Genomic DNA, 24,263 nt, shown 5'->3' with positions numbered 1-24,263 from the left:
TTTTAAACGGGCTTTCCCACCGGAAAGAGGTAAACCGGAATGTCGTCTGCCGAAAGCATAAGAATTTGCCTGATCATTTCATCCCTGAAGGCGCCCACGGCAACCGTGCCCAGATTTAATGCCGTTGCCGCCAGATAAATATTCTGACCAATATGCCCCCCTTCCAGAAAGATATAATTGAAAGCGCGTTCTCCGTAAACGCGTTCCACCATCGTTAGCTTGGCATACAAAATAAGACAAAGCGGGGCTTGCAAAATGCACTCCTGAAACATGCAGGCCTGATACAATTTTTCTCTAAAGGCTCCTTTCGCCATTAACTTTAATCTAAAAGCATCAGGCTCAAACAAATACAAACCAACGCTCATTTGAGGAGGGGCTAATTCAATGGCAGTCAGAATTCTAAAAGGGAAAATGGCTCCGGCCGAAGGCGCGGTTCGACGGCCAGGCGCCACAGCGCCCTGTGCCGCCCATAATAACTGCGAAAGCTCTTTAAGAGTTATGGATTGTGGCTTAAAATTCCTGTGAGATTTGCGCTTTAATAACAGTTGATTTAACGCCAAAGCGTCTTGCTGATCCGGACGAAGGAGAGGAATTTTCACAGGCGAGGTATTTTCTCGCATCTTCCTCTCTCCTAAATTACACTTTTACATTACAATAATACAGACAGCCGGATAAAAAAGCAATTTTTTCTAAAATGAACTCAATTTGCGGATGCAACTCTGGCATTTATGTTGCGTATTTGAATATAAGTTGTCAAAAAAGGAGCAAAACGATGCGCATTAAATATTTCAACCCGGCACTATTGTTTGTTTCCATTTTTCTGCCTCTCTTTTTATGGGCGCAAAACATGGACGTGGACGACTTCAACATTGAACTCGATGAAAAAAACATTTTGATCAAACTGGATTCTGCGCCCTGGACGGAAATCAAGATCACTGAAAATTCTGATCTTTTGATTAACGGTGAACGGATCGATTTAGATCGGCGTGAACAAAAATTGGTAGCGGAATATTATGACCAGACCATGGCCTTAATTCAAAATGCAAAAAAATTAGGATTTGAGTCCGTAAAACTGGCCTTAGAAGCAATCGCCAAAACCAGCCTATACGGCATTAGCGCCCTGGTCGGAGAAGTTTTTGGCGAGTATGACGCAGAAGAGGAGCTGGAAAAGGTCACAGAAGAAATGGACAAAAAAGCCCGCTCCCTTGAACTTCGCGGCAAAAAATTGGAAAAGATGGGGGATCAGCTGCAAAAACTCCATGCCGAACTCTTTTGGAATGTAAAACCACTACGGCAGTTGCTTGAGGATGATTAGTTAATTCGTTGAATGTAAAAGGGCCAGACGGGGAAGGCATAAAAATTAAGGAAACCGTTTCAACGGTTTACGCAATGTACATCGGAACAAAATCTTCCATGATTGGCTGACGGACGGAGTTTAAGGTTATTTGCTTCAGATGGAATTGGAATGCCCTGGGCAGCTGAATACATCTCAGGTTTATTTTACTTGCGGCTCTATTACCTTAAAATATCGCAAGTACCAAAAGCATTACTTTTTTGTGAAGAGACTAAAAAAACCTGGGGGGCTGCTTTCAATAATCGACTTTTAACTGTCCGCTCATTTTTGTTTTACAGGTCGGACAAATGGTATGGGTGACATGCGTCGTTCCCTGTCTGTCTTCTACTTCAATCCAGTACAGGTTCAAATCCGGGCCCATAACGCGCTGGCGATGGCACCAGGCGCAAACGACCACCATGGTTCGAGGTTTCGTTTCCGACCGTTCTTTCTGCAAATTTACCATGACTATATCCTTCCGTTGTTCGCTTTAGATGAAGGATGTACAAAGACCGTGCCAAAGCCGTTTCTCATGATTTCAGGTCTATTTCTCAGTGCTACATCCACTGGCTGTGTCAATTTTTTCTCCCTATCAGGAAAATTTTAACACCACAACTCTTTAGGTCGGCCAGTATCTGATCAATTTAATTTTAATGTGTAATTTTGTAACATCAGTTTATAAAAAGTTCTGATAGCCGTCCGATTTCTCTATGCACCACGCTTGTTTTGCATCCCCTCGCAAAACAAATAATTTATCGCTCTCTCTGGCTTTTAGAATACTTCCTTCGTTGCATCGCGTGAGCGAAAATTTTGTGCCGCTAAAGTGGTTGATTAGTTGAATGGTTAATTGGTTGAATAGTTAAATGTTCAACGGAAATACTCACACCTTTCAGTGTTAAATATAGGCTGCCTGCACTGGCTGCTTGCACTGGTTGCTTGCACTGGTTGCTTGCACTGGTTGCTTGCACTGGCTGCTTGCACTGGTTGCCTGCACTGGTTGCTTGCACTGTGTGCGATCATCTTCCCACTCTCCCAGATTTTTATTTTGGGAGAAAAAGTGCAGGGGAGGGACAATTGAAACTATTCAATTAAAACATTCTCTGCGCGCTTTGTGACTTCTCTGTGCGCTCTGTGGTTGCTTAAATCCCTGCAAAAATGTTTTTGGTTGCGGCTTAGCTGCCTTAAGGGCAAAAATCGTGTTTTCTCTTTTTCTACCAGTTTATAAAAAACGGGGGTATCAATAAAACTAAGCTTAAAATTATAAATAGGATTTCCAGGGGCAAAATCCATTTTACCCATTTTTCCCAGGGGATTTCGGCCAGCGCTAAAACGCCCATGGTTACGGCAGAGGTGGGAATAATCAAATTGCTAAAGCCGTCGCCAAACTGAAAGGCCAGCACAGCCGTTTGCCGGCTAACGCCCAGCAGATCGGAAAGCGGCGCCATGATCGGAATGGTTAACGCAGCCTGCCCGCTGCCGGAAGGAATGAAAAAGTTGATGAGCATTTGCACTACAAACATCAGTTGAGCGGCCATCACCGGATGGACGCCCGTAATGATTGAAGAAAGGCCATGTAAAATGGTGCCGATGATTTTGCCATCCTGGGCAATGATTAAGATGCCCCTGGCCAGAGCAATAACAAAAGCCGTGCCCATTAAATCTTTAGCGCCCTGAATAAATCCGCCGGTAATCTCATCCACAGAAAGACGCCCCACAATACCCACAATGATTCCGGTGGCCACAAAAAGAGCGGCAATTTCATTAATATACCATTGATCGAGCATAACGCCGGCCACCAGCGCAAACATGGAAAGAGTAAAGATAACCAGCACCGTTTTATGACGGACATCCAGCGACAGCTCGGAATTCATATTTTCGATATGCAGTTTTTGTTTTCGTTTCTGATCCTGTTCAAACGTAATACTTTTTTGTGGGTCATTTTTTATTTTCAACGCATAACGATTTACATACAGGATGGCCAGGCCGGTGGTTAAAGTCCAGCAGAAAAAGCGGTAGCCAAATCCGGACAGCGGCGGAAGCTGGGCAATGCCCTGCGCCACGCCCAGTGTAAAAGGATTGATGAACGCCGAAGCAAAACCAGCGGCAGCGCCTACAAACGGAATGGCAACGCCCGTTACCGTATCGTAGCCCAGAGCAAGAGCCAGCGGAATAAACAGCAGAACAAATGGGATAACCTCTTCACTCATGCCAAAAACAGCGCCAGCCAGCGAAAAGATAATCATGAACACAGGAATGATTGCTTTGCGGATCAACGGAGAGTGCTGATGAGCGTTTGCCAGCACACGAATGGCCACATCGATGGTTTCGGTTTTTTGCAGTACAGAAAACGCGCCGCCTACTAAAAGCACAAAACCGATTATTTGCGCGGCCGCAATAAAACCGCGAATGGGCGCTTTTAAAATGGCCCCTATCCCCTGCGGATTACCAGGAACAGCCTGATATGATTGGGGATCAACGATCTTTCGCCCGCCCGATTCAATAAACTGATATTCTCCGCCCGGCAATAAATAGGTCATCATAGCCGTTAAAATGATTAACAAAAAAATCAATAAAAACGTGTTCGGACTTTTGAGTTTATCCCAGTTCATCTTTACTTCCGGTTTGGTTTTTCTTTCTGCAATTTTAGAAAATATTACCATTACAAACAAACTTATTTAGGGGCATTACTGATGGCTGTTTAAAAAAAGGGCATGTCGTCAAAAAAATAAGGCGAAGATGCAAGCATCCTCGCCTTAAGGGCCGGGTTGGGGTTGGCTTAACGGAACATTTGTAAAACTAATTGTGGAGCGGCATTGGCCTGCGTTAAAGAAGTCAGCGAAGTCTGCTGCAGAATTTGCAGTTTCATCACTTCCGTCTGCTCTCTGGCAAAATCGGCGTCTTCCAGCGTGCTGCGCACCGCTTCGGTGTTGGTAATAGCTACAGAGAGATTCGATTGTTTTGACTGCAGGCGCACCTTGTATTCGCCCAGGGTTCTCATCTTTTGCGCCAGGTTATCAATGGCCGTGGTGATGGTTGAAATGGCCGTGCTTGCCCCGTTGGCGGTCGTTAAATCAATGCTATCGATACCCAATGAAGCGCTGTCGGCGGCCCCCAGCGAAACCTGCAACTGCTCGCTTCCCTTTTCGCCTGTCTGAAATGCCGTATCAAAGCTTCCGTCAATCAAGGTGTTGTCGTTAAAAGTGGTGTTGTTTACAATATCATCGATCTCAGTGATCAAGGCCGATACCTGCCCGTCAATGGCCGCTCTTTGTGTGCTGTTCAAGCTTCCGTCGGCAGCCTGCGTGGCTTTTTCTTTCAACGTTTGCAGAATATCCATAATGTTGGCGTACGCTCCTTCTGCCACATCCAGGATGTTCTGCGCGTTAGAAACGTTATCCAGCGCCACCTGCAAACCGCGCCTGCGCGATTCCAGGCCGCGGGACAACATGTAACCGGCAGGATCTTCCGCAGCCGAGTTAATGCGCTTGCCGGTTGCCAGCCGAAGCTGATGTTTTGCGATCTGATCGCTCACCCGGGACAGAATATCTACATTCTGTAAGGCCGGAATGTTGGTGTTGATTCTGGTTAAGTCTGCACCCATGACTTTACCTCCTAATCCTCTTTTTGTTTGGTTGACTGTTCGTTCTACTACATAATTCGTTGCTTGAATTACTTTTTTAAATTTTGGCTTAAAAAAATTTATATGGGCGCTTGGAAAACAATTCATCTTAGCCTGTTTTTTATTGACTTACATCCTTCTGATAACCCATCCGACCACTCAGAGACGGCGATAGGTAATTAATGTTTTGGAAGGAACCTTTCGAATATTTAAATTTAATCAATCAATTAAAGCAGGAATATACATGTCAATTCTCATAAATATTTTAAAAACGGATTCCGAGTTCGATGCGCTTCAAAAAGAATGGCAACAATTGGTAGAAGAAGTAAAGCCGGACTCCATCTTTTTGACATTCGAGTGGCTCCATACCTGGTGGCAGATTTACAAGGAGCGTTTCGTGCGCCCACAGCCGGCTATCATTACCGTGCGCAACATAGAAACCAGAGAATTAATCGCCATTCTTCCCCTGTTCAGTCATCTTAAAATTCATGGGCGGAAAAAGGGATTAAAAACATTACAATTAATGGGCACCGAAATAGAATCCAGCGACTATCTGGACCTTATTTGCGCGCCGGATAAAAAGGTCGTCATCTTAAAAAAGATTTTTGGTGAGCCCCGTGTGGTTGATTTCTTTTTGCGTTTTGATGTTTTACTGTTTGAAAACATCCATGACGATTCCACCTTGCTCCTGGAAAAGGAAGAACTGGCCAATATTTTGAATACCAATGTCTATCACTACCGCATCAAGGTCTGCCCGTTTCTTCCCCTGCCTCAAAGCGCAGAACAGTTGATGAGCTCTTTGTCCAAAAATTTCCGCTCCAATTTGAAGCGGGCGCGGAATAAATTGGAGCGCGCCGGATTTCGGATCGAACTTGTAGAGCATTTTTCGCAGATTGAGCGGGCCATTGAAAATCTTTTTGTTTTACACGATCAGCGCTTTAAAGCCAAACAGGCCGCCAGTAAATTCAACTTTGAGCGACGCGGTACATTCCATCAGCAAATCGCCAGAATCTTTTTAAAGAACAACTGGCTGCAGTTGTACCAGATATGGGACAAAGATAAAGTGATTGGCAGCCTGTATTGCTATAAATTTAACGGCAGTATGATGTACATGCAGGGCGGCTTTGATCCGGCTTACACCCAGTACGGCCTGGGCAACCAGATCATTTTAAAAGCCATTGAAGATGCCATCGCCATGGGGCTGAAAAAATTCGATTTTATGCGCGGCAACGAACCTTACAAGTACAAATGGACAAAGGAGAAAATCTTTTTACACAAACTGATCTTTCCCATCTCCTTAAAAGCTAAATTATTTTTTGCCTGGCAAGATTTAACGCTGAATTTAAAAAAGATTGTTAAATTAATGATAAGCAAAATAAAGCAATGATTCTTTCGACGTTTCGTCCGACATTTTTACCAGATCTAATGTACTTCTGGCAAATGTCTCAGTGCCAGATCGCGATCTTTGCCGATCATCTTCCGTTCAGCAAGGGAGCGCGCATTAATCGTTCTGCTCCACTAAACACGCCGGAAGATGTTTTAACCATTCCCGTACAACACGAAGCGAGTGAAAATCAAATATTTAAACGCAAAGTGGTGGAACAAACCTTCTGGAAACAAAAACATGTAAAAACGCTCCGCCACCTGTTTCACAACTTTCCTTTTGCCGAATACTACCTGCCGGAAATTGAAGACCTGTACAGCACGGATTTCGTGTATCTGGGAGACCTGTTGTTTGAGCTTCATTTAAAACTTGTCAAATGGCTGCATTTACCGCTGCAAATTTACCGTTCGAGCAAACTGGATTTTAAAGGCGACGCCAGCCGCCTGGTGGGCGACTGGTGCAAACAATTTCAATGCGAAGCTTACATGGCCGCCGAACAAACATTCAGAAAGCAATGGATTGACGCCCGTGTGTTAAAAGCGCAAAACATCCGCACCTTGCTATTTGCCCCCCTGCCGCATTCCACTTTTCTGGAAAACTATGCCCGAAAATCCATTCTCCATTTTATTCTGCAGTTCGGCCCGGAAGCCGGCTACATCCTGAAGCAATATTCCCGTAAACAGCGTAAGGAGTACTCACCCTAATTGCCAGGCTCAGTCAATAGTAAAGTTAAAGTAAAGTTTAACAGGTTTAGCGGTTGTGCCAGACGAATTTGCCTGCGTTTTCGAAATTTACTAAATTTAAGCCGAACAAGTTAACGATTGGAGGATTGATGGGAAAAGGAGATCGTAGAACACGTCGCGGTAAAATTTTTCGCGGTTCATACGGAAAAACGCGTCCACGTAAACGCAGAAAACAGGGAAAACAGCAATCCTGAAGAGTATTAGCCACCGTTAACGGTGGCTTTTTACTTTAAATTTTTAATCAACTTAACTTCTTCTATTTTACGCCTGTTTGCTTTTGTTATCACCACTCTAAAATCTTCGAAAACAGCCGTTTCTTCCTTTTGCGGGATGTGTCCCAACTTTTCCAGCACCAGGCCGGCAATCGTTTCGAAATTGCCCTGTGGAAATTCGATGCCTGTTAATTCGCTCAGATCGTCCAGAGGAAAATTGCCGTCCAGCACCCAGGTATGTCTGTTTAGTCTTTTAATTTTAGGTGTTTCTTCGAACATTTCAGGGAAATCGCCAAACATAACATCAATCAGATCATCCATCGTTACCAGTCCGGCCGTACCGCCATATTCGTCAACCACCAGCGCCACCGAAATATTTTTAGCTTTAAATTCCTGCATTAAACGCGCGCAGCTTAAGTTTTCGGGCACCATTTCCAGCGGAGTAAGGATATCTTTAATGTTTTGGGCGCCGTTGAAAAACTCCCACAAAAAGACAATGCCAATCACATTATCCAGATCGTCCTCATAAATCGGGATATGCATCACATTGTGTTTGATAAATAAATCTTTTAATTCTTCAATGGAAATTGAATCGGGGGCTGCCACCATTTCTGTTCTGGGCGTCATGGCTTCTTTGACTCTTATGTGCCCAAAATGCAGAATATTGTCGATATAATCCATTTCCGGCCGTTTCTTTCGGCTGTCGCCATATCCTTCTTTCAACAACAATTTCAATTCGTCTTTAGAATAAAAATCGCGCGTGGTCTCGTGTCGTATTCTAAACAGCGTTAAAAAGATATCAACCAAAAAATTGAGAAATTTAATCACCGGTTTAAAAATCCAGTAAAAAAGGTATATGATGACCGAAACCGGCCGAATCACCTGATTAACCAGACTTCTGAACAGACTTTTGGGAATGATCTCGCCAAAGATCAGAATTCCGGCGGTAATTAATAGCCAGGCGCTCCCCTCGTCCACAAACTTAACCAACAAAACCGTGGCAAAGGTGGTGGTTAAAATGTTGGCAATATTATTTCCGAAAAGAATGGTGGAAAAAAAATCTTCCGGTTTGTGCTGAAAATAAGTAAGCGGCTTAATTAATTTCACCTTTTGCTTTTTCCATATTTCCAGCCGCAATTTATTAAAAACCGTATAGGCCGCTTCGGCCCCGGCGAACACAAAAGACAACGCCAGGCCAAGAATAACCAGCGTCAGATTTATTACTTGTTGATCCATTTTAACTTTTACTCGCCTGATAGATTAAATTTTTACGCACAAAGTGATCATTCATGATTTTAATTTGCAGATATATCATTGGAATTCAATAATGCCCTGATTTTCTCCAGGATGGTAGTCTGGTCGAACGGTTTGGCGACCATCTGAATCTTTTTCATGGTTTTAATTTCAGCCTCAAATTTTTCCTCTTCATAGGCAGAAATAATGAGAATGGGGATTTCAGGCAATTTTTTCCGGATTTTCTGGATTAATTCTTTGCCGTCCATGCCTGGCATCTGAATATCGGTTAAAACCAGATCGTACGTTTCCTGCTCCAGTTTATGTAATGCCAGCCTGCCGCTGCTCACGCCATCGACCACGATGCCGCTGTTGCGTAAATACAATTGTAAAATACGATGCATATGACGGTCGTCGTCTATCATTAAAATACGCTTTATCTCTTCCATTTTGCCTTACCCGATGATATAGTGTTTCATAAATTCTTTTAACATTAAAAAAAACTTCGTTAAAGGGAAACCAACCACGTTGTAATAACACCCTTCAATTCTTTCAACCAGCAACGCCCCCTGTCCCTGAATTCCGTAAGCGCCCGCCTTATCGAAAGGTTCTCCTGTATTAATATAGGCTAATATTTCCTCTTCGCTTAACGGCCGAAACGTTACATTCGTACAAACCGTATCCAACTTTAATCCTTCATACTCTTTTAAAAATAAGCCAACGCCCGTGTAAACCTGATGTGTCTTCCCGCTTAAAAGTTGTAACATGCGAAACGCGTCGTCTTCGTTTTCCGGCTTTCCGAGAACCTGACCGTCGATCGCCACTACCGTGTCGGCGCTTATCACCAGGGCTTTCGGATTTTGTTCGGCAACAAACAATCCTTTATGTCTGGCATTGTGTAAAACCAGATCTCTGATACTGCTTTGATGTTGGATTTCTTCTTCAAAATCGGACGGAATCACTTTAAATTCCAGCCCGATCTGCTTTAAAAGCTCAAACCTTCTGGGAGAAACAGAAGCCAGTACAATATCCAGCCTCTCTAAATTTTCGATTAATGAAAATAACATACTAACTTCCTAAATAAATGGCTGCCAGACCAACCAGCATATCCAGCTTTAACAAATGACTGATTTTCCCTAACACCGCGCGATCATTCCTGAACCATAAGAATACACTTACAAAAATCAGCACACTATGAACGCCTATCGTCACAATCCATAAGTACATTTCGCCATAAACTTTCAGAATATAAGGTATAATCGTAAGTATTATCAAAAAAATGAAAACAAAATTGATCAACACAATAGACGGTTTAAGGCCAAAGCGCGCCGGAAAGGTGATGCTTTGATTTTGAACATCGCCCTCCAGGTCCTGCATGTCTTTTACGATCTCCCGCCCCAGATGAAAAAAGAAAGCAAATGCGGCGGGAATAATCCCGGCCCGCCAATCGCCGACCGACATGGCTCCGTAAATAAAAGCAATGGCCGATGCCAGGCTAACCGCCAGATTTCCCCAGAGCACCGTTCGCTTTAGATGGCTGCTGTAATAAACCAATAACAAACCGATTAAAAATGTAACCATAAACATGGGCAGTCCGCAAAAAGCGGCCAGCGCAAAAGACAGCGCGTAATTTAACACAAAATAGACGCGCGCTTCTTTTTGGGTAGCTCTGCCCGAAGGCAGCGGACGATTGGGCTTGTTGATGCGGTCGATATCAATATCGTACAGGTCGTTAATGATATTGGCTCCTGCGGTCATCAAACCGGCAATCACCGCCGCAAAATATAATTTGTAGTTTAAGTGAAACTGCGGCGTTATAAAGGCGGCCACCCAAATGGTAATCATGGCAATCGACACATTCAACGGTCTGCTAAGCTGCCAGTAATTTTTCAAATATTTTACGACTTCCATATTTTTTTTCTATTTGTACCAGCGCGCTTAAATTAAAGGATTTGGCGGAAAGATGAAAGAGTTTTTTATGGACTTTCTGAATGTCTCCCAAATTTTTTAAGATTACAAAATTTTTTCTAATTCCATTTTTATAACTGTCAATCTACAACTCTTACATTTTTTTGACTGAACAAAGACATTATCAAAGACGAACATATCCCGTTTCTCTCAAAAGCAGCGTACAGGCAACTTCTGACGTTTAACCATTCAATCGGTTATGTAGTTCTTCAACTTAAAAAAATGTTGTTTTTGTTGTAAGGTAAAGCGATCATTTTGCAGCGCCTGTTCTAAAAGCAGAATGGCCTTGCCCCGACTCTGGGCGGGAAAATACTGCGTCGGCTCACCGTCCAGCGTCCGCCACTTCAGTAGTTTTTGTTCGACTAAAAATTGTAAATCCTGCTTTAAAATTTCAAGCGTCCGTCCTTTTTTTATGGCCTCAAGCCGGTAAAGTTGCTCTGCGCTTTGAGGCGCTTTTTCCCACAATGCTTTTAAAATCGGCCAGTATTTCCGATCTACCAGGTAATCCTGCGCTTTAATGGCAATCTTTTTATTGATCTCCAATTGCTGCATGGCCAGTCTGGCGGCAATGAGGGCGATGGGGAAAATGGGCATCACTTCGCCGGGAGACGGACGATTCATGATACGCGCCAGTTTGTCCTGAACCCACAGCGGCGTGTAATAGGAGCTCTCGCGGTAGTCCCACAAAAAGCGGTTGGCAGGCATGACGCGCTTTAAGTCATAATATTGACGCGGTAAGGGAAAAGAGCGGTACTTCATCTGAATATTCAGAGAATCCCCCGCAAGATGTAGGGGAGCAATTTGCAGCAGGTGGGGTTTAATGCCAAACAGCTTTGTTCTTAGCGAATCTTGCGCCCCACTTTGCGACAAAAAACCTGTTACAAAAATCAGCGTAAGACCGGCTAAAATTTTACGCACGTAAGCCCTTTCGCCATGGTCCATTTTCCCGCCGGACAAAGCAGCCCGCCGTCATTTTTTTGATTAAACTGGTTAACAGAATACGCTTCTTATCGCACACAACAAGGCCGAATGTTTTCCGACCTATCCGTTCAATTTCTTTTGCAACAGTTGGTTGACCAGCTGCGGATTGGCTTTACCTCTGGAAAGGCGCATCACCTGTCCCACTAAAAATCCAATGACCTTGGTTTTACCCGCTTTAAAGCTTTCCACCTCGGCAGGATGCTGTTCGATAACCTGCACCACAAATTGTTCGATCTGGCTTTCATCGGAAATCTGCTTTAATCCCAGCTTTTCAATGGCCTGTTCAACGCTGCTGTCATTTTGCAGCAAATATTCAAAAACCTTTTTGGCGGCGCTGCCGCTGATCACTTTGTTTTTAATGGCTTTTAAAAGATCGGCTAAAGTCTGCGGGGCCAGTTTAAATTCGGTAATGCTTATTTTTTGTTCATTTAAAGCGCGGGCAACCTCTCCAAGCATCCAGTTGCTGATCATCTTAAAATCGTTAAATAGCTGGGCGACGCGTTCAAAATAATCCGCCACCTCGCGACTTTCGGTCAGCAGACGGGCATCGTACTCTGGCAGCTTGTAATCGACGGTAAATCGCTGAAATTTTTCTTCCGGCAGCTCGGGCAAAGCCTTTTGTATTTGATCGAACCATTGTACATCAATGTGAATGGGAACCAGATCCGGCTCCGGAAAGTAGCGGTAGTCGTGCGATTCTTCTTTACCACGCATGGCGCGGGCCACATTATTGTCCGCATCCCACAGCAGGGTTTGTTGCTCCACCTGTTTACCGGCTTTTAACAGCTCTGTTTGGCGGGCAATTTCATATTCCAGCGCCTTTTGCACGTGAGCAAAAGAGTTCATGTTTTTAAGTTCGGTGCGCGTTCCGTACTCTTTCTGCCCCACCGGTCGAACGCTGATATTGGCGTCGCAGCGAAAACTGCCTTCTTCCATATTTCCGTCGCTGATGCCAAGGTAGCGAACAAGCTGGCGCAACTTCGCTAAATAGGCATGCGCTTCCTGAGGCGAACGAATGTCCGGCGCGCTGACAATTTCAAGCAATGGCGTCCCACAGCGGTTAAGATCAATTAACGACTCGTTGGCTTGCACGTATGTTTCGTCATGAACCGACTTACCGGCGTCTTCTTCCATGTGAATGCGGATTAAACCGATGCGCTTTTTACCGCTTTCCGTTTCGATTTCCAGATAGCCGTTTTCACAAATGGGTTCTTCAAACTGCGAAATTTGATAACCCTTGGGCAGGTCTGGATAAAAATAATTTTTACGGGCAAAACGATTGTATCTTCTGATCTGGCAATGGGTTGCCAGGCCGAGCAGCACGGCAAATTCCACCACTTTTTTATTTAAAACGGGCAACACGCCCGGCATGCCCAGACAAACAGGACAGGTTTGCGAATTGGGTTCCGCGCCGAATTTAGTGCTACAACCGCAAAAGATTTTGGTCTCGGTTAAAAGTTGGGTGTGGACTTCCAGCCCGATTATCGCTTCGTATTCCATGAGCTCGTTGTACCTTTTACCAATTTTGAAGTTAACTGATCATTTTTTCGATGCTTGCACTCAGTTGAAACAATCGTTCTTCCTGAAAGGCAGGCGCCATTACCTGCAGGCCAAAAGGCAGACCATTGGAATGCCTGCCAGCCGGCACATTGATGGCGCAAATTCCGGCCAGGTTGGCCGTAACGGTGTACACATCCATTAAATACATGGTTAACGGATCGTCGATTTTTTCGCCGAGTTTAAAGGCGGTGGTTGGCGTGGTTGGCGTAATAATCACGTCGAAATTTTTGAAGGCGGCGTTCAGTTCGTCTTTGATCAACCGACGCACCTGCATGGCCTTTTTGTAGTACGCATCATAATAGCCGGAAGAAAGTACATAGGTGCCCAACAGAATACGTCGTTTTACTTCCTGCCCAAAACCTTCGCTGCGTGTTCTGGCGTACATTTCATTTAAATCTTCCGCATCTTTCGCGCGATAGCCATATCGTACGCCATCGTAGCGCGCCAGATTGGAGGACGCCTCGGCGGTGGCGATAATGTAATAGGTGGCAATGGAAAAACGGCTCAAAGGCAGATCAAAGTTATCAACGGTTGCCCCCTGCCGGGCCAGTTGATCGCTTATTTTTAAAATGCCTTCCTGTATTTCCGGATCAAGGCCGTCGGCAAAGTATTGGTTGGGCAGACCAATTTTCAAGCCTTTGATGGATTTTTCCAGCGCTTGCTCGTATTCCGGCACCGCCACATCGGCCGTGGTAGAATCGTGCGCGTCCCGTCCGGCCATGGTTTTTAAGATAAGCGCCGCATCGCGGACATTCCTGGCGAAAACACCAATCTGATCCAAAGACGAAGCGTATGCCACCAAACCGTAGCGCGAAACACGCCCGTAAGTCGGCTTAACACCAACCAATCCGGTAAACGACGCCGGCTGCCGGATGCTGCCGCCGGTTTCGCTGCCCAGCGCCGCATCACAGGCCCCAATGGCCACCGCCACGGCAGAGCCCCCGCTTGAGCCGCCTGCCACATAAGACGGATTAAGCGGATTTTTTACGGCGCCAAAATGGGAGTTTTCGCTGGAAGAACCCATGGCAAATTCATCCATATTGGTCTTGCCGATAAAGATCGCGCCCGCATCCCTTAACCTTTGAATGACCGTGGCGTCAAACGGCGAGACAAACGTCTCTAATATTTTGCTGGCACAGGTGGTGCGTTCGCCGGCTATATTGATATTGTCTTTTATGGCCATAATCACGCCTGTTAATGGCCCGGGATCGTTTCCGGCGGCCAGTTCTTTTTCCAGTTCTGCCGCACGTGCCAGCGCCTGTTCTGCAAAAACCTGAGTAAAAGCGTTTAAATGGCTGTGTTCTTCGATGCTTGCCAGAGCCTTTTTAACCCGTCCGGTCAGCGTGATTTTTTTCTGTGCCAGCGCCAGTTGAATCTCTTTAATGCTCATTCCACAATTATTCTTTAGTTGATTCGGCTTCTGTGTCGTTGGTTTTCTCTTCGTCTTTTACCTTTTGTTTGGTGGTAGAAGGAGATTCCAGCGGTTTGTTCAAATCCAGCTCATCCTGAATTTCATTGGTGGCTTTTTTGAACTCCCTGATACCGCGTCCCAGCCCCTGGGCCAGCTCAGGCAATTTTTTGGATCCGAACACCAGTAAAATAATAAACAAAATGATTAAAAGCTCCGAAGTTCCAATACCAAACATCTTATCACCTCTTTTGTTAATAAACACCTGATCAATTTTTTAAAATAAATTTTTTAGCTACGCTTTTTTCCCCCCAAGCCGTTTTCCCTGGCTCAATCTGAACATAAAGCGCACCATGCCGCTTAGCACATAAAGCACAGAATAGGGCAACAGTAAAGCATGCGGCTCAATGAGCAAACTGATAACCACAACCACCACCAATAAAACTCCCAATTTCTGTCCCAGACTTCCTTTTAAAGTCATCCGGGGCACAACCTCGTAGCGGATAGTGCTCACCATCAGCACAGAAACCAGAATCGTCAAAATTAATAATATTCGCGGAAAATGTTCTCCCGGGAAGAACGTATTGACAAAGATCAAATACGAGGCAATGGTGATAGCCGCCGCCGGAGAAGGCAGGCCGGTAAAGGCCGTTTTTTCAAATCCTTCCAGTTCCACATTAAAGCGGGCCAGCCGAATGCTGGCAAAGAGCAGGGGGAAAAAACTGATAAACAATCCCACGTTCCCCCATTGGTTGAAAAAGAAAAGATAGATCAGCACTGAGGGCGCCATACCAAACGAGATAACATCGGCCAGCGAATCGTATTCAACGCCAAAGCGGCTGCTGGCTTGCGCAAAGCGCGCCACTCTGCCGTCCATGGCGTCTAAAAAGGCGCATAATAAAATCAGCCACGAAGAGAGCACAACGTTTTCATTGCGCACGGCATAAATGACCGCCATAAAACCGATAAACATGTTACCGATAGTGAAAAAACTGGGTACAATCGTTCTGGGCACTTTGATCATGGATTGAATTCTCCGATTATTGTCTCGCCGGCGACGGTTTTTTGATTAAGTTTTACTTTTACCTGGACATTCATTGGTAAAAACACATCCAGGCGCGAGCCATAGCGAATCATTCCAAATCGCTGCGACCTCTGCACTTTTTGTCCTGGCTGCAACTTACAAACAATCCGCCGCGCAATCAAGCCGGCGATCTGTTTGAAAAATATTTTACCATAAGGCGTATTAATGCCGATCATTTGCTGTTCGTTCTCTTCTCCCGTTCGATGATTCATGGCATTTAAAAACTGCCCCGGTTTGTGCCGCAAATATTCCACCGTACCCGTGGCCGGGATGCGGTTAACATGGCAATTAAAGACCGACATAAAAATACTGATCTTTTGAGCCGGGCCTTTAATGTAAACAGGCTCTTCAACTTTTTCAATCAAAATCACTTTACCGTCTGCCGGGGCCACAATAACCGTTGGCGGCCCATCGAAAGAACGCTCGGGATCCCTGAAAAAGAAAAAATGAAAAATAAAAATAATGAATACTAAGCCGCTGACACCCCACAAAATTTTGTTTTTAAAAATCAGCGATAATATCAGAAAAACAATAAAAAAAATTCCTGTCCAGATAATTATCGGAACGCCTTCTCTTGCAATCATGTTAATTCACTTCCCTCCCAAAGTTTCAACTTTTAACAAACAAAAGCTGATTGTGTTTCAGAAAAATCGGCATTTATTGTCCTACTCAGGATACTTTTCCAGCACCAGGTCGATATCTAATAATTTACCTTCACGCCAGATTTTCAGACGCATTTTATCGCCCACACGCAAATCCAGCGAGAGAATGACGGCCTGGGCGTCGGCATAACTACTGATGGTTTCGCCGTTAATTTCCACAATCACATCGCCCAGTTGCACGCCGGCTTTTTCGGCCGGGCTATGGCGATCGATACGCCGCACATAAACGCCCTGCACCGAAGGATAGCCCAGAGAACGCGCAATGTAAGGATTGAGATTGGAGACATACATGCCAATCCATACGTTGGTATCTTTTCCTCTGCGCCGTTTTAATTTTTCCACCACCTGCTGAATGCGATTGCTGGGAATGGCAAATCCCACGCCCACCGAACCGTGCGACTGTGGATCGCCGGTTAAAATAAAAGTGTTCATGCCAATAACCTCGCCGTCGGCATTGCACAGGGGGCCGCCGCTGTTGCCCGGATTAATGGCCGCGTCGGTCTGGATCATGTCTTCGTAAATCCGACCTTCCAGCGGAGAAAAATTTCTGTTTACGGCGCTTATCACGCCTACTGTTACCGTGGGTTGGTTTTTTACAAACAGGCCAAACGGATTGCCCAGGGCTATGGCCCATTCCCCGATTAGCACCTTGTCGGAATCGCCAAATTTAATAGAGGGAAAATGGCCTTCCACTTTGAGCAGCGCGATATCCGAAACGCGATCCCGATCGATCAATTTTGCCGGATATTCCTTTCCATCAGCCATGGCCACAATGATCTCCGTGGCCTCGCCCACCACATGCTCATTGGTTACCACATAACCGTCATCCGAAATAAAAAAGCCGGAACCGATCGATTCCACCGGCTGTTCGACAATCCGGTCGTTAAACAATTCAGGGAAGAATTGCCGAAAAAACGGATCGTTAAAAAACGGACTGCGCTGCACATAACGGTTGATCTTCGTAACGTTTACGGAAACCACGGCCGGCGTTACTTTTTGAACGGCGCGCGTGATGGCGTTTTCGCGATGCGTTTGCAATTGCTGGCCGGTCGTTTCTTGCGCCCGTGCCTCGGTTACCAGAGAGGTGTCCAGGGGTTGCTCCTGTTCTGCCGAATGCATGGGCAGGTATTCGCGCATCAAAACGCCGGCTAATACTCCCAATACCACCCAGAAACTAACTTTCCAGAATGTTTTCATAATGTTTCACCTAATTTTTATTGTTTTAAAAATTTGACATCCTCTGCCATTCGTCCGGGATTTGTTCATAATTTACGCCCAATTCCTGCCCGCTAATGCTATCCCTGGGCCGCGACAATATTTCGTCTACCGACGTCAGCCATTCCCATGGCGCCCATCGTTTCCGTTGAATATTTAAAAACGCATGAAACGTACCGCTATCGTTTCTGCACCTTTTCCCAGTCGGCTAAAAAACGTTCGATGCCAATATCGGTCAACGGATGCTTGATCATCTTTTCGATTACCGCAAAAGGAATGGTAGCGATATCGGCGCCGTACATGGCCGCTTCTACCACGTGCATCGGGTGGCGAATACTGGCCACAATAATTTCCGTTTCGATCATATAATTGTCAAAAATCTGCTTAATCTGTCCGATGAGTTCCATGCCGGGCGCGGCAATATCATCCAGCCGACCGACAAAGGGGCTGACAAAAGTGGCTCCGGCGCGGGCCGCCAGCAAGGCCTGAATGGGCGAAAAAACAAGGGTTACGTTGGTTTTAATGCCTTCGGCCGTTAATTGTTTAACCGCTTTCAATCCTTCCTTGGTCATGGGAATTTTGATAACGATATTGGAATGAATCGCTGCCAGTTCGCGTGCTTCCTTTACCATGCCCGGCGCATCGAGGGCAATTACTTCGGCGCTTACCGGTCCGTCCACAATTTCACAAATGGCGCGGTAAATGGCGCGCGGCTCTCCTTCTTCTCTGGAAATCAGTGTGGGATTGGTTGTTACGCCGTCCAGCACGCCCAGGCTGGCGGCCTCTTTAATTTGATCTATGTTAGCCGTATCGATAAAAAATTTCATCTCTCACTCCTTACTTTCCCTGTTCTTAAAAGGTTGTGTAATTTAACTTAACGCTCCGTTTATTTTTTCTGCACTTTTTCCCAATCAGCCAGAAAACGCTCAATGCCAATGTCGGTCAACGGATGCTTGATCATCTTTTCCACCACGGCAAAGGGAATGGTGGCAATATCTGCGCCAATCATGGCCGATTCCACCACGTGCATGGGATGTCGGATGCTGGCCACAATGATCTCTGTATCGAGCATGTAATTATCGAAGATCTGTTTGATCTGCGCAATTAACTCCATGCCGTCCTGAGTGATGTCGTCCAATCTTCCCACAAAGGGGCAGACAAAAGTAGCGCCGGCGCGGGCGGCCATTAAGGCCTGAATCGGCGAAAAAATCAACGTTACATTCGTTTTGATCCCTTCCGAGGCAAAAACTTTGACGGCCTTTAAACCGTCTTTAGTCATCGGAATTTTAATGACGATATTGGAATGGATTTTGGCCAGTTCGCGGCCTTCTTCCACAATCCCCTGCCAATCTAATGAAATCACCTCGGCGTTGACCGGTCCATCCACAATTTCACAAATCTGTTTAAAAATATCTTGTGGTTTGCCCTGTTCTTTAGCCAGCAGGGTGGGATTGGTGGTCACTCCGTCAACAATACCCAGGCTTGCCGCCTCACGAATTTCATCAATATTGGCTGAATCAATAAAAAACTTCATCGTATGTTTCCTTTATTTTAATAATTTTCAATCTCAAAACCATTAATAGACGACTCTTTCCAGCACCAGGCCTCTGGCCGGCGCCGCCTGCGGCACAAGCCGACGATCGCCCGACTGAATGATCTCTTTAAATTCTTTGAGCGTGATTTTTCCGCTGCCAATAGCCGCCAGCGAGCCGACAATAGCCCTGACCATACCGTGTAAAAAGCGATCGGCGGCAATTTCGTATACCAGCAAATCGCCCCAACGCAACCAGCGGCTTTCCAGAATCTTACACCGATGGTGTTTCACTTCGCTCTTAACTTTACAAAACGAGCGGAAATCCTTAACCGGCTTAATCATCTCTGCGCCGACCTGCATCAGCGTCAGGTTCAAAGGCGTTAGAATCGTCCAGGCGTAACGCCGGTTTAGCGCCGTCGGTTCCGGCGAAATGTAATAACGATACCAGCGCTGTGTGGCGTCAAACCGCGCATGAAAATCCGGCGCACTAACATTTAGCTCTTTGACAACAATATCTTCTTTGAGTAAACCGTTCAAAGCGCGTTTTAATTTCTGCAAATCAAATTCCGGTATGTCAAAATGGGCCACCTGCCCACGCGCATGAACCCCGGTGTCTGTTCGCCCCGAGCCTGTAACCGGAATTCTTTTTTTAAAAAGAACCTTTAACGCCTGTTCAAGCTCTCCCTGAATGGTTCGCTGCCCTTTTTGCAGCTGCCAGCCATAATAGTCCGAACCGTCGTACTCGATAACTGCTTTTACTCTAACCATCTTTCCCGCATTATTGAATTTTTGCAATATAACGGATTTTTAAATCTGTTTCAAGTAAGAATCTTTTTGATAACTTTAATAAATTAATAAGGTTAACTTAAAACCGGGATCGTGGTAGAGTAAAAACCTGTCAACCATTTCTTTTTTTGGCTCTACTGGGATTCCTGTGGAAAAAGGTCTAATTTACCAAGAAAGAAAAGTATTGCTATCCTAAAATTTTCAAATTTTCTAAAGCCTCTACCAACTGTTTTTATCTCCTGTATCTTGCCGTTCAACCATTCGGCTACTGAATTATCTATCTGATATCTTATATAGTTTAATAAGCCATCTGAATGAGCAATGAGCATTTTTGCTACTTTAATCATTTTATTTAAAGAACGTCCCTTAATATCCTGATACCATTCCGCAAAAAAGAATTTCGCATCATTTATTGTTTCACTCCTAAAGAATTCTTTGAAGTTCTCTTTGGCCGCCCAAGCCTGGGAAGTGATAAGGTTAAGTTCTTGAATTTTTCTGAAACGCGATAATTGCTTGTCCGTCATATTTTCCGGATTCTTTAAAAATAAATATTTACTTTTCACTAAGGTTTTATCATTAGATTTTTGTAATTTACGGGCTTCCTCTCGTCTGGTTTTATCCACTCCATCATTTAAATACTTCATTATATGAAATTTGTCATGCACTTTGGAAGCATTGGGAAGCTCCTTTTGAACAGCTTTAATAAAAGCTTTCCACATATCCATACTGACCGCTTTGAGGCCCTCCTTTTGTTTCTCTGTTAATCCCTTGTTTATTAAGGAACTGGCAGAGCTTGTTGTGCGACCTTCACTTACATCTATTACACGTCTTCTTTCACTATCGGATAATACGCTTACATAAGTATGACCTCTTTTCATACTCTTCTCATCTATCCCGATATATTTAATGTCCTCTTCCGTTCGGCGTGATAGCCCGCGTTCCACTGCTTTGCTCATTATATGATGAAGCATATCAAAGCTGATCCGTAAAAATTGTGCCGTTTTGCTCTGGTTTTTGGAGGCCAGTAATAACTCAATAGCAAAACGTTCAAATAATAAAGTCGTTCGACTCGACTTTTCTGCCCAAGGAACTTTGATCGTTTTTACTCCGTGTTCCTTGCATTTAATGCGGGGAACTTTGCAGACAATATAGGTCTTCATTTGGCATGTATCCAAATGCCGCCAACGACGTTTTTCGCGATGATCATAAATATCATATTCCACTTCGCATTCGGGACAAAAACCTTTTTTTGACTTATAGATAATCTCTATTTCTACTTCCTCATTCGCAATATCTAAGTCAACTTTAGACACTTCCCAGGGATGCGAAAGTCCCAAAATCTGTTTAAATAATTCTTTATCTTTCATAAACTCAATCTAAGGATTATTTTTGTTTTTCACAAAAATCCCAGTAGAGCCCTTTTTTTAATATAATCTCACTCTAAAAAGGAACTTTTTACGCTTCCAGCAAGCGCATCCTTTAAACATAGATTGTATTTATTGGAGTTACAAAACTTCTCTCTTTGTTCGAACTGACAGATCACCTTTTTAGGCCAAACTCATCCGCAATTCGTAATTCATAATTCGTAATTCGTAATTCGTAATTCTAAATTCACAACTCCTACTTTTCATCCCCGGATTCCAGCAACGCCCTTGCCTGTTGCACAATATTTTTCACTGAAAAGCCGAAGTGTTCCATTAATTGTTGCTGAGGCGCGCTTTTACCAAAGGTATCAATGGCGATTATTCTGCCTTCCAGACCAGCGTACCGTTCCCAGCCCCATGAGCTTCCGGCCTCAACCACAATACGCTTTTTAATGGGAGCGGGCAACACCTTTTCTCTGTATTCTTCGGACTGTCTTTCGAACAGCGAGGTACAGGGCATGCTCACCACGCGCGTCTCAATGCCCTGGCTGGTTAATTCTTCATAAGCAGCCAGGCACAAAGCGACTTCCGAGCCGGTTGCGATTAAAATGATCTGTGGTTCGTTTTCCGCATCGGCTAAAATGTAGCCTCCTTTTAACGCCTCCTTTGCCGGTGCAAACTTAGAGCGGTCAAAAGTCGGCACGTTTTGACGCGTTAATACCAGCGCCGTTGGCCGATCTTTTTGCGAGAGCGCCAGGTACCAGCCCCAGACCACTTCGTTGGCGTCAGCCGGTCGAAAAACATCCACATTGGGCGTGGCGCGCAGGGCGGCCAGCTGTTCAATCGGTTGATGGGTTGGGCCGTCTTCGCCCACGCCAATGCTATCGTGCGTAAAGACGTAAATGGCCGGTATTTTCATTAGCGCAGCCAGGCGAATGGCTGGTTTCATGTAGTCGGAAAAGACGAAAAACGTGGCGCCAAAGGCTTTTAATTTGCTCAACACCAGGCCGTTAACAATGGCGCCCATGGCATGTTCGCGAATGCCAAAGTGCAGATTGCGGCCGGCGCGATTTTGAGCGCTAAAGGCCCCGGAAATATCCATATATGTTTTAGTAGAAGGCGCCAGGTCAGCCGAGCCGCCAACCAGCCAGGGAATTCCAGGGGCTATGGCGTTAAGCGTTTTTCCGCTGGAAGCGCGCGTGGCCAGGCCTTTATCGTCGGTCGGGAACTCCGGCAGCTGCATGTGCCAGTTCTCCGGCAACTCCCCGTTTTGAATCATTAAAAATTCTTTGGCCAGTTCGGGATAGGCCGTTTTGTATTTTTCAAAAAGCGTATTCCAGGCTTTTTCGATCTCTTCGCCGCGCTTCAAATTTTCTTCACGAAACTGCGCCACCTCTTCCGGAACATAAAACTGCCAGTCCGGATTCCAGCCGTAATTCTTTTTGGTTAAACGAACCTCTTCTTCGCCCAGGGGCGAACCATGCACGCCGGCCGTATCCTGTTTGTTCGGACTGCCATAGCCGATGTGCGAATTGACCACAACCAGCACGGGCTTTTTTGATTGCAAAGCCACTTTGACCTGTGCTCTCAGGCTTTGCGTATCGTTGGCGTCCGCCACCTGCAAAACGTCCCAGCCGTATGCTTCAAAACGTTTCTGGACGTCTTCAGAAAAGGTCAGGTCGGTTTTGCCTTCAATGGTAATATAGTTGTTGTCGTAAAACCAGAGCAAGTTGTCCAGGGCCAGGTGTCCGGCCAGAGAAGCGGCCTCGCTGGCAACGCCTTCCATCAAATCGCCATCGCCGCACAAAGCAAAAATGTTGTAATCCAGTAAAGTAAAATCCGGCTTGTTAAAACGCGCGGCCAGCCACTTTTGAGCAATGGCCATTCCCACGCTCACAGAAACGCCCTGCCCTAAAGGGCCGGTGGTTACTTCCACGCCGGGCGCCTCTCCAAATTCCGGATGGCCTGGACATCTGCTGTGTAGTTGCCTGAATTGCTTGATGTCTTCCAGGGTAAGATCGTAGCCCATAACGTGCAGCAGAGAATATAGCAACATGGATGCGTGTCCGTTAGACACGATAAAGCGGTCGCGATTGGGCCAGTCCGGATTTTTAGGATTGTGCCTGACAAAGTCGTTGTAAATAGTAAATGCCACCGGCGCCAGCCCCATGGGCGCGCCGGGATGCCCGGAGTTGGCCTTTTGAATGGCGTCTATCGAAAGGGTGCGAATGGTGGTAATAATAGTCTGTTCCAGCTTTTCAGAAATAACCATTTTCTTCTCTCCTTGAATTTTTCTCGATTTCGCATAAAGTATTAAATGTAAAACGAATTACAATTTTTTCCAAACCAATTTTCTTTCGTACGTTCAATGGTTGGTTGGCTGGTTGAATGGTCACCGGCCTGTCATTCCACATTTCTCCCTGGTGAGGGGAAAGGTTTAAGAGTGTAAGAGTTTAAGAGTTCAGTGGTTTAGAAATTTAGAGGTTGAGTGGTGTTTTTTGAACCTTGATTAATAGGATTACAGGATTATCTCGATTTTTTTCATTTCAGAAATTTCATGCTCAATTTTAAGGCCAAATTTTGCAAACGGAAAAAACAAATCATGGAAATCCTAAAATCAAGCAAATCATGGTTCAAAATTTACCGGCCTGTCAATCCACATTTCTCCCTGGTGAGGGGAAAGGTTTAAGAGTGTAAGAGTTTAAGAGTTTAAGAGTTTAAGAGTTTAAGAGTTTAAGAGTTTAAGAGTATAAGAGTTTAAGAGTTCAGTGGTTTAGAAATTTAGAGGTTGAGTGGTGTTTTTTGAACCTTGATTAATAGGATTACAGGATTACCTCGATTTTTTTCATTTCAGAAATTTCATGCTCAATTTTAAGGCCAAATTTTGTAAACGGAAAAACAAATCATGGAAATCCTAAAATCAAGCAAATCATGGTTCAAAATTTACCGGCATGTCAATCCACATTTTTCCCTGGTGAGGGGAAAGGTTTAAGAGCGTAAGAGTGTAAGAGTTTAAGAGTTCAGGGGTTATGAAATTTAGAGGTTGAGTGGTGTTTTTTGAACATTGATTAATAGGATTACAGGATTACCTCGATTTTTTTCATTTCAGAAATTTCATGCTCAATTTTAAGGACAAATTTTGTAAACGAAAAAAACAAATCATGGAAATCCTAAAAT

The 24,263-nt window shown here is 44.9% G+C and carries 24 protein-coding genes; 4 read left to right on the top strand and 20 right to left on the bottom strand.

All coding sequences use genetic code 11. The annotated features are described in order from the left end of the window. Window positions 1-2 precede the first annotated feature (2 nt). Window positions 3-620 (bottom strand): SagB/ThcOx family dehydrogenase, encoded by a 618-nt coding sequence (locus Cabys_RS07370; protein WP_006929641.1) that lies wholly within the window; start codon window positions 618-620, stop codon window positions 3-5. A gap of 152 nt (window positions 621-772) precedes the next feature. Between Cabys_RS07370 and Cabys_RS07365 the strand changes: the two genes are divergently transcribed. Next, window positions 773-1,315: a DUF2884 family protein gene (locus Cabys_RS07365; protein WP_006929640.1), complete on the top strand. Its 543-nt coding sequence runs from the start codon at window positions 773-775 to the stop codon at window positions 1,313-1,315. 274 nt (window positions 1,316-1,589) lie between these two features. Here the strand turns inward: Cabys_RS07365 and Cabys_RS07360 are convergent, their stop codons facing one another. From Cabys_RS07360 to Cabys_RS07350, 3 genes are all read right to left on the bottom strand, one after another. Then, on the bottom strand, window positions 1,590-1,799 hold the full coding sequence (locus tag Cabys_RS07360; RefSeq protein WP_006929639.1) for a hypothetical protein: 210 nt from the start codon (window positions 1,797-1,799) through the stop codon (window positions 1,590-1,592). Between the two features lie 745 nt (window positions 1,800-2,544). Further along, window positions 2,545-3,942, bottom strand: a complete 1,398-nt coding sequence (locus tag Cabys_RS07355; RefSeq protein WP_006929638.1) for a YfcC family protein — start codon at window positions 3,940-3,942, stop codon at window positions 2,545-2,547. A 167-nt stretch (window positions 3,943-4,109) separates the two neighbouring features. Continuing rightward, window positions 4,110-4,934: a flagellin gene (locus Cabys_RS07350; RefSeq protein WP_006929637.1), complete on the bottom strand. Its 825-nt coding sequence runs from the start codon at window positions 4,932-4,934 to the stop codon at window positions 4,110-4,112. A 262-nt stretch (window positions 4,935-5,196) separates the two neighbouring features. Here Cabys_RS07350 and Cabys_RS07345 point away from each other — a divergent pair, with 262 nt between their 5' ends. From Cabys_RS07345 to Cabys_RS07335, 3 genes are all read left to right on the top strand, one after another. Beyond that, a complete protein-coding gene (locus Cabys_RS07345; RefSeq protein WP_006929636.1) occupies window positions 5,197-6,339 on the top strand; it encodes a GNAT family N-acetyltransferase in 1,143 nt (380 codons plus the stop codon). Continuing rightward, window positions 6,336-7,040, top strand: a complete 705-nt coding sequence (locus Cabys_RS07340) for a WbqC family protein (RefSeq protein WP_006929635.1) — start codon at window positions 6,336-6,338, stop codon at window positions 7,038-7,040. Before Cabys_RS07345 ends, Cabys_RS07340 begins: the two co-directional genes overlap by 4 nt. Before the next feature lie 128 nt (window positions 7,041-7,168). Continuing rightward, the gene (locus tag Cabys_RS07335) at window positions 7,169-7,273 is read left to right on the top strand and encodes a 30S ribosomal protein THX (RefSeq protein WP_006929634.1); all 105 of its coding nucleotides are present in this window, start codon (window positions 7,169-7,171) and stop codon (window positions 7,271-7,273) included. A gap of 30 nt (window positions 7,274-7,303) precedes the next feature. Here the strand turns inward: Cabys_RS07335 and Cabys_RS07330 are convergent, their stop codons facing one another. The 16 genes from Cabys_RS07330 to tkt form a co-directional block, all read right to left on the bottom strand. After that, window positions 7,304-8,527, bottom strand: a complete 1,224-nt coding sequence (locus Cabys_RS07330; protein ID WP_006929633.1) for a hemolysin family protein — start codon at window positions 8,525-8,527, stop codon at window positions 7,304-7,306. Window positions 8,528-8,586: 59 nt separating this feature from the next. After that, window positions 8,587-8,973, bottom strand: a complete 387-nt coding sequence (locus Cabys_RS07325) for a response regulator (RefSeq protein ID WP_006929632.1) — start codon at window positions 8,971-8,973, stop codon at window positions 8,587-8,589. A 6-nt stretch (window positions 8,974-8,979) separates the two neighbouring features. Next, entirely contained in the window at window positions 8,980-9,591 is a 612-nt protein-coding gene (locus Cabys_RS07320; protein WP_006929630.1) for a Maf family protein, read from the bottom strand. 1 nt (window position 9,592) lies between these two features. Continuing rightward, on the bottom strand, window positions 9,593-10,435 hold the full coding sequence (locus tag Cabys_RS07315) for a geranylgeranylglycerol-phosphate geranylgeranyltransferase (RefSeq protein WP_006929629.1): 843 nt from the start codon (window positions 10,433-10,435) through the stop codon (window positions 9,593-9,595). A gap of 246 nt (window positions 10,436-10,681) precedes the next feature. Then, window positions 10,682-11,434, bottom strand: coding sequence for a hypothetical protein (locus Cabys_RS07310; protein ID WP_006929628.1), 753 nt, complete (start codon window positions 11,432-11,434; stop codon window positions 10,682-10,684). A gap of 99 nt (window positions 11,435-11,533) precedes the next feature. Then, the gene (gene gatB, locus Cabys_RS07305; RefSeq protein ID WP_006929627.1) at window positions 11,534-12,973 is read right to left on the bottom strand and encodes an Asp-tRNA(Asn)/Glu-tRNA(Gln) amidotransferase subunit GatB; all 1,440 of its coding nucleotides are present in this window, start codon (window positions 12,971-12,973) and stop codon (window positions 11,534-11,536) included. Between the two features lie 31 nt (window positions 12,974-13,004). Then, on the bottom strand, window positions 13,005-14,423 hold the full coding sequence (gene gatA / locus Cabys_RS07300) for an Asp-tRNA(Asn)/Glu-tRNA(Gln) amidotransferase subunit GatA (protein ID WP_006929625.1): 1,419 nt from the start codon (window positions 14,421-14,423) through the stop codon (window positions 13,005-13,007). A 7-nt stretch (window positions 14,424-14,430) separates the two neighbouring features. Beyond that, window positions 14,431-14,679, bottom strand: coding sequence for a Sec-independent protein translocase subunit TatA/TatB (locus Cabys_RS07295; protein WP_006929623.1), 249 nt, complete (start codon window positions 14,677-14,679; stop codon window positions 14,431-14,433). Window positions 14,680-14,736: 57 nt separating this feature from the next. Next, the gene (gene pssA, locus Cabys_RS07290; RefSeq protein ID WP_006929622.1) at window positions 14,737-15,465 is read right to left on the bottom strand and encodes a CDP-diacylglycerol--serine O-phosphatidyltransferase; all 729 of its coding nucleotides are present in this window, start codon (window positions 15,463-15,465) and stop codon (window positions 14,737-14,739) included. Next, on the bottom strand, window positions 15,462-16,109 hold the full coding sequence (locus Cabys_RS07285; protein ID WP_006929621.1) for a phosphatidylserine decarboxylase family protein: 648 nt from the start codon (window positions 16,107-16,109) through the stop codon (window positions 15,462-15,464). The genes pssA and Cabys_RS07285 overlap by 4 nt, the downstream gene beginning before the upstream one ends. Before the next feature lie 81 nt (window positions 16,110-16,190). Next, window positions 16,191-17,384, bottom strand: coding sequence for a S1C family serine protease (locus Cabys_RS07280; protein WP_006929620.1), 1,194 nt, complete (start codon window positions 17,382-17,384; stop codon window positions 16,191-16,193). 197 nt (window positions 17,385-17,581) lie between these two features. Next, window positions 17,582-18,229 carry a fructose-6-phosphate aldolase gene (gene fsa, locus Cabys_RS07275; protein WP_006929619.1) on the bottom strand — a complete coding sequence of 216 codons (648 nt, stop codon included), beginning with the start codon at window positions 18,227-18,229 and terminating at the stop codon, window positions 17,582-17,584. A 59-nt stretch (window positions 18,230-18,288) separates the two neighbouring features. Beyond that, window positions 18,289-18,936: a fructose-6-phosphate aldolase gene (fsa, locus tag Cabys_RS07270; protein ID WP_006929618.1), complete on the bottom strand. Its 648-nt coding sequence runs from the start codon at window positions 18,934-18,936 to the stop codon at window positions 18,289-18,291. 42 nt (window positions 18,937-18,978) lie between these two features. After that, complete coding sequence (gene truA, locus Cabys_RS07265) at window positions 18,979-19,704, bottom strand: tRNA pseudouridine(38-40) synthase TruA (protein WP_006929617.1); 726 nt, start codon at window positions 19,702-19,704, stop codon at window positions 18,979-18,981. A gap of 152 nt (window positions 19,705-19,856) precedes the next feature. Beyond that, window positions 19,857-21,089 (bottom strand): ISL3 family transposase, encoded by a 1,233-nt coding sequence (locus Cabys_RS07260; RefSeq protein WP_006929616.1) that lies wholly within the window; start codon window positions 21,087-21,089, stop codon window positions 19,857-19,859. Between the two features lie 253 nt (window positions 21,090-21,342). Continuing rightward, window positions 21,343-23,358, bottom strand: coding sequence for a transketolase (gene tkt / locus Cabys_RS07255; protein ID WP_006929615.1), 2,016 nt, complete (start codon window positions 23,356-23,358; stop codon window positions 21,343-21,345). Window positions 23,359-24,263: the final 905 nt, after the last annotated feature.

The sequence above is a fragment of the Caldithrix abyssi DSM 13497 genome, assembly GCF_001886815.1.
In the GTDB taxonomy this organism is placed as follows: Bacteria; Calditrichota; Calditrichia; order Calditrichales; family Calditrichaceae; genus Caldithrix; species Caldithrix abyssi.
This window is presented reverse-complemented; position numbering and strand designations above follow the sequence as displayed.

Excerpts from the sequence above, each read along its gene's own strand:
- Cabys_RS07285 (WP_006929621.1), bottom strand. The coding sequence starts at position 16,109 with ATGATTGCAAGAGAAGGCGTTCCGATAATTATCTGGACAGGAATTTTT.
- Cabys_RS07335 (WP_006929634.1), top strand. The coding sequence starts at position 7,169 with ATGGGAAAAGGAGATCGTAGAACACGTCGCGGTAAAATTTTTCGCGGT.
- gatA (WP_006929625.1), bottom strand. The coding sequence starts at position 14,423 with ATGAGCATTAAAGAGATTCAACTGGCGCTGGCACAGAAAAAAATCACG.
- truA (WP_006929617.1), bottom strand. The coding sequence starts at position 19,704 with ATGGTTAGAGTAAAAGCAGTTATCGAGTACGACGGTTCGGACTATTAT.
- Cabys_RS07260 (WP_006929616.1), bottom strand. The coding sequence starts at position 21,089 with ATGAAAGATAAAGAATTATTTAAACAGATTTTGGGACTTTCGCATCCC.
- fsa (WP_006929618.1), bottom strand. The coding sequence starts at position 18,936 with ATGAAGTTTTTTATTGATTCAGCCAATATTGATGAAATTCGTGAGGCG.
- gatB (WP_006929627.1), bottom strand. The coding sequence starts at position 12,973 with ATGGAATACGAAGCGATAATCGGGCTGGAAGTCCACACCCAACTTTTA.
- Cabys_RS07370 (WP_006929641.1), bottom strand. The coding sequence starts at position 620 with ATGCGAGAAAATACCTCGCCTGTGAAAATTCCTCTCCTTCGTCCGGAT.
- Cabys_RS07340 (WP_006929635.1), top strand. The coding sequence starts at position 6,336 with ATGATTCTTTCGACGTTTCGTCCGACATTTTTACCAGATCTAATGTAC.
- Cabys_RS07295 (WP_006929623.1), bottom strand. The coding sequence starts at position 14,679 with ATGTTTGGTATTGGAACTTCGGAGCTTTTAATCATTTTGTTTATTATT.
- Cabys_RS07345 (WP_006929636.1), top strand. The coding sequence starts at position 5,197 with ATGTCAATTCTCATAAATATTTTAAAAACGGATTCCGAGTTCGATGCG.
- Cabys_RS07365 (WP_006929640.1), top strand. The coding sequence starts at position 773 with ATGCGCATTAAATATTTCAACCCGGCACTATTGTTTGTTTCCATTTTT.
- Cabys_RS07320 (WP_006929630.1), bottom strand. The coding sequence starts at position 9,591 with ATGTTATTTTCATTAATCGAAAATTTAGAGAGGCTGGATATTGTACTG.
- Cabys_RS07315 (WP_006929629.1), bottom strand. The coding sequence starts at position 10,435 with ATGGAAGTCGTAAAATATTTGAAAAATTACTGGCAGCTTAGCAGACCG.
- Cabys_RS07330 (WP_006929633.1), bottom strand. The coding sequence starts at position 8,527 with ATGGATCAACAAGTAATAAATCTGACGCTGGTTATTCTTGGCCTGGCG.
- Cabys_RS07280 (WP_006929620.1), bottom strand. The coding sequence starts at position 17,384 with ATGAAAACATTCTGGAAAGTTAGTTTCTGGGTGGTATTGGGAGTATTA.
- Cabys_RS07310 (WP_006929628.1), bottom strand. The coding sequence starts at position 11,434 with ATGGACCATGGCGAAAGGGCTTACGTGCGTAAAATTTTAGCCGGTCTT.
- Cabys_RS07350 (WP_006929637.1), bottom strand. The coding sequence starts at position 4,934 with ATGGGTGCAGACTTAACCAGAATCAACACCAACATTCCGGCCTTACAG.
- pssA (WP_006929622.1), bottom strand. The coding sequence starts at position 15,465 with ATGATCAAAGTGCCCAGAACGATTGTACCCAGTTTTTTCACTATCGGT.
- Cabys_RS07360 (WP_006929639.1), bottom strand. The coding sequence starts at position 1,799 with ATGGTAAATTTGCAGAAAGAACGGTCGGAAACGAAACCTCGAACCATG.
- Cabys_RS07325 (WP_006929632.1), bottom strand. The coding sequence starts at position 8,973 with ATGGAAGAGATAAAGCGTATTTTAATGATAGACGACGACCGTCATATG.
- tkt (WP_006929615.1), bottom strand. The coding sequence starts at position 23,358 with ATGGTTATTTCTGAAAAGCTGGAACAGACTATTATTACCACCATTCGC.
- fsa (WP_006929619.1), bottom strand. The coding sequence starts at position 18,229 with ATGAAATTTTTTATCGATACGGCTAACATAGATCAAATTAAAGAGGCC.
- Cabys_RS07355 (WP_006929638.1), bottom strand. The coding sequence starts at position 3,942 with ATGAACTGGGATAAACTCAAAAGTCCGAACACGTTTTTATTGATTTTT.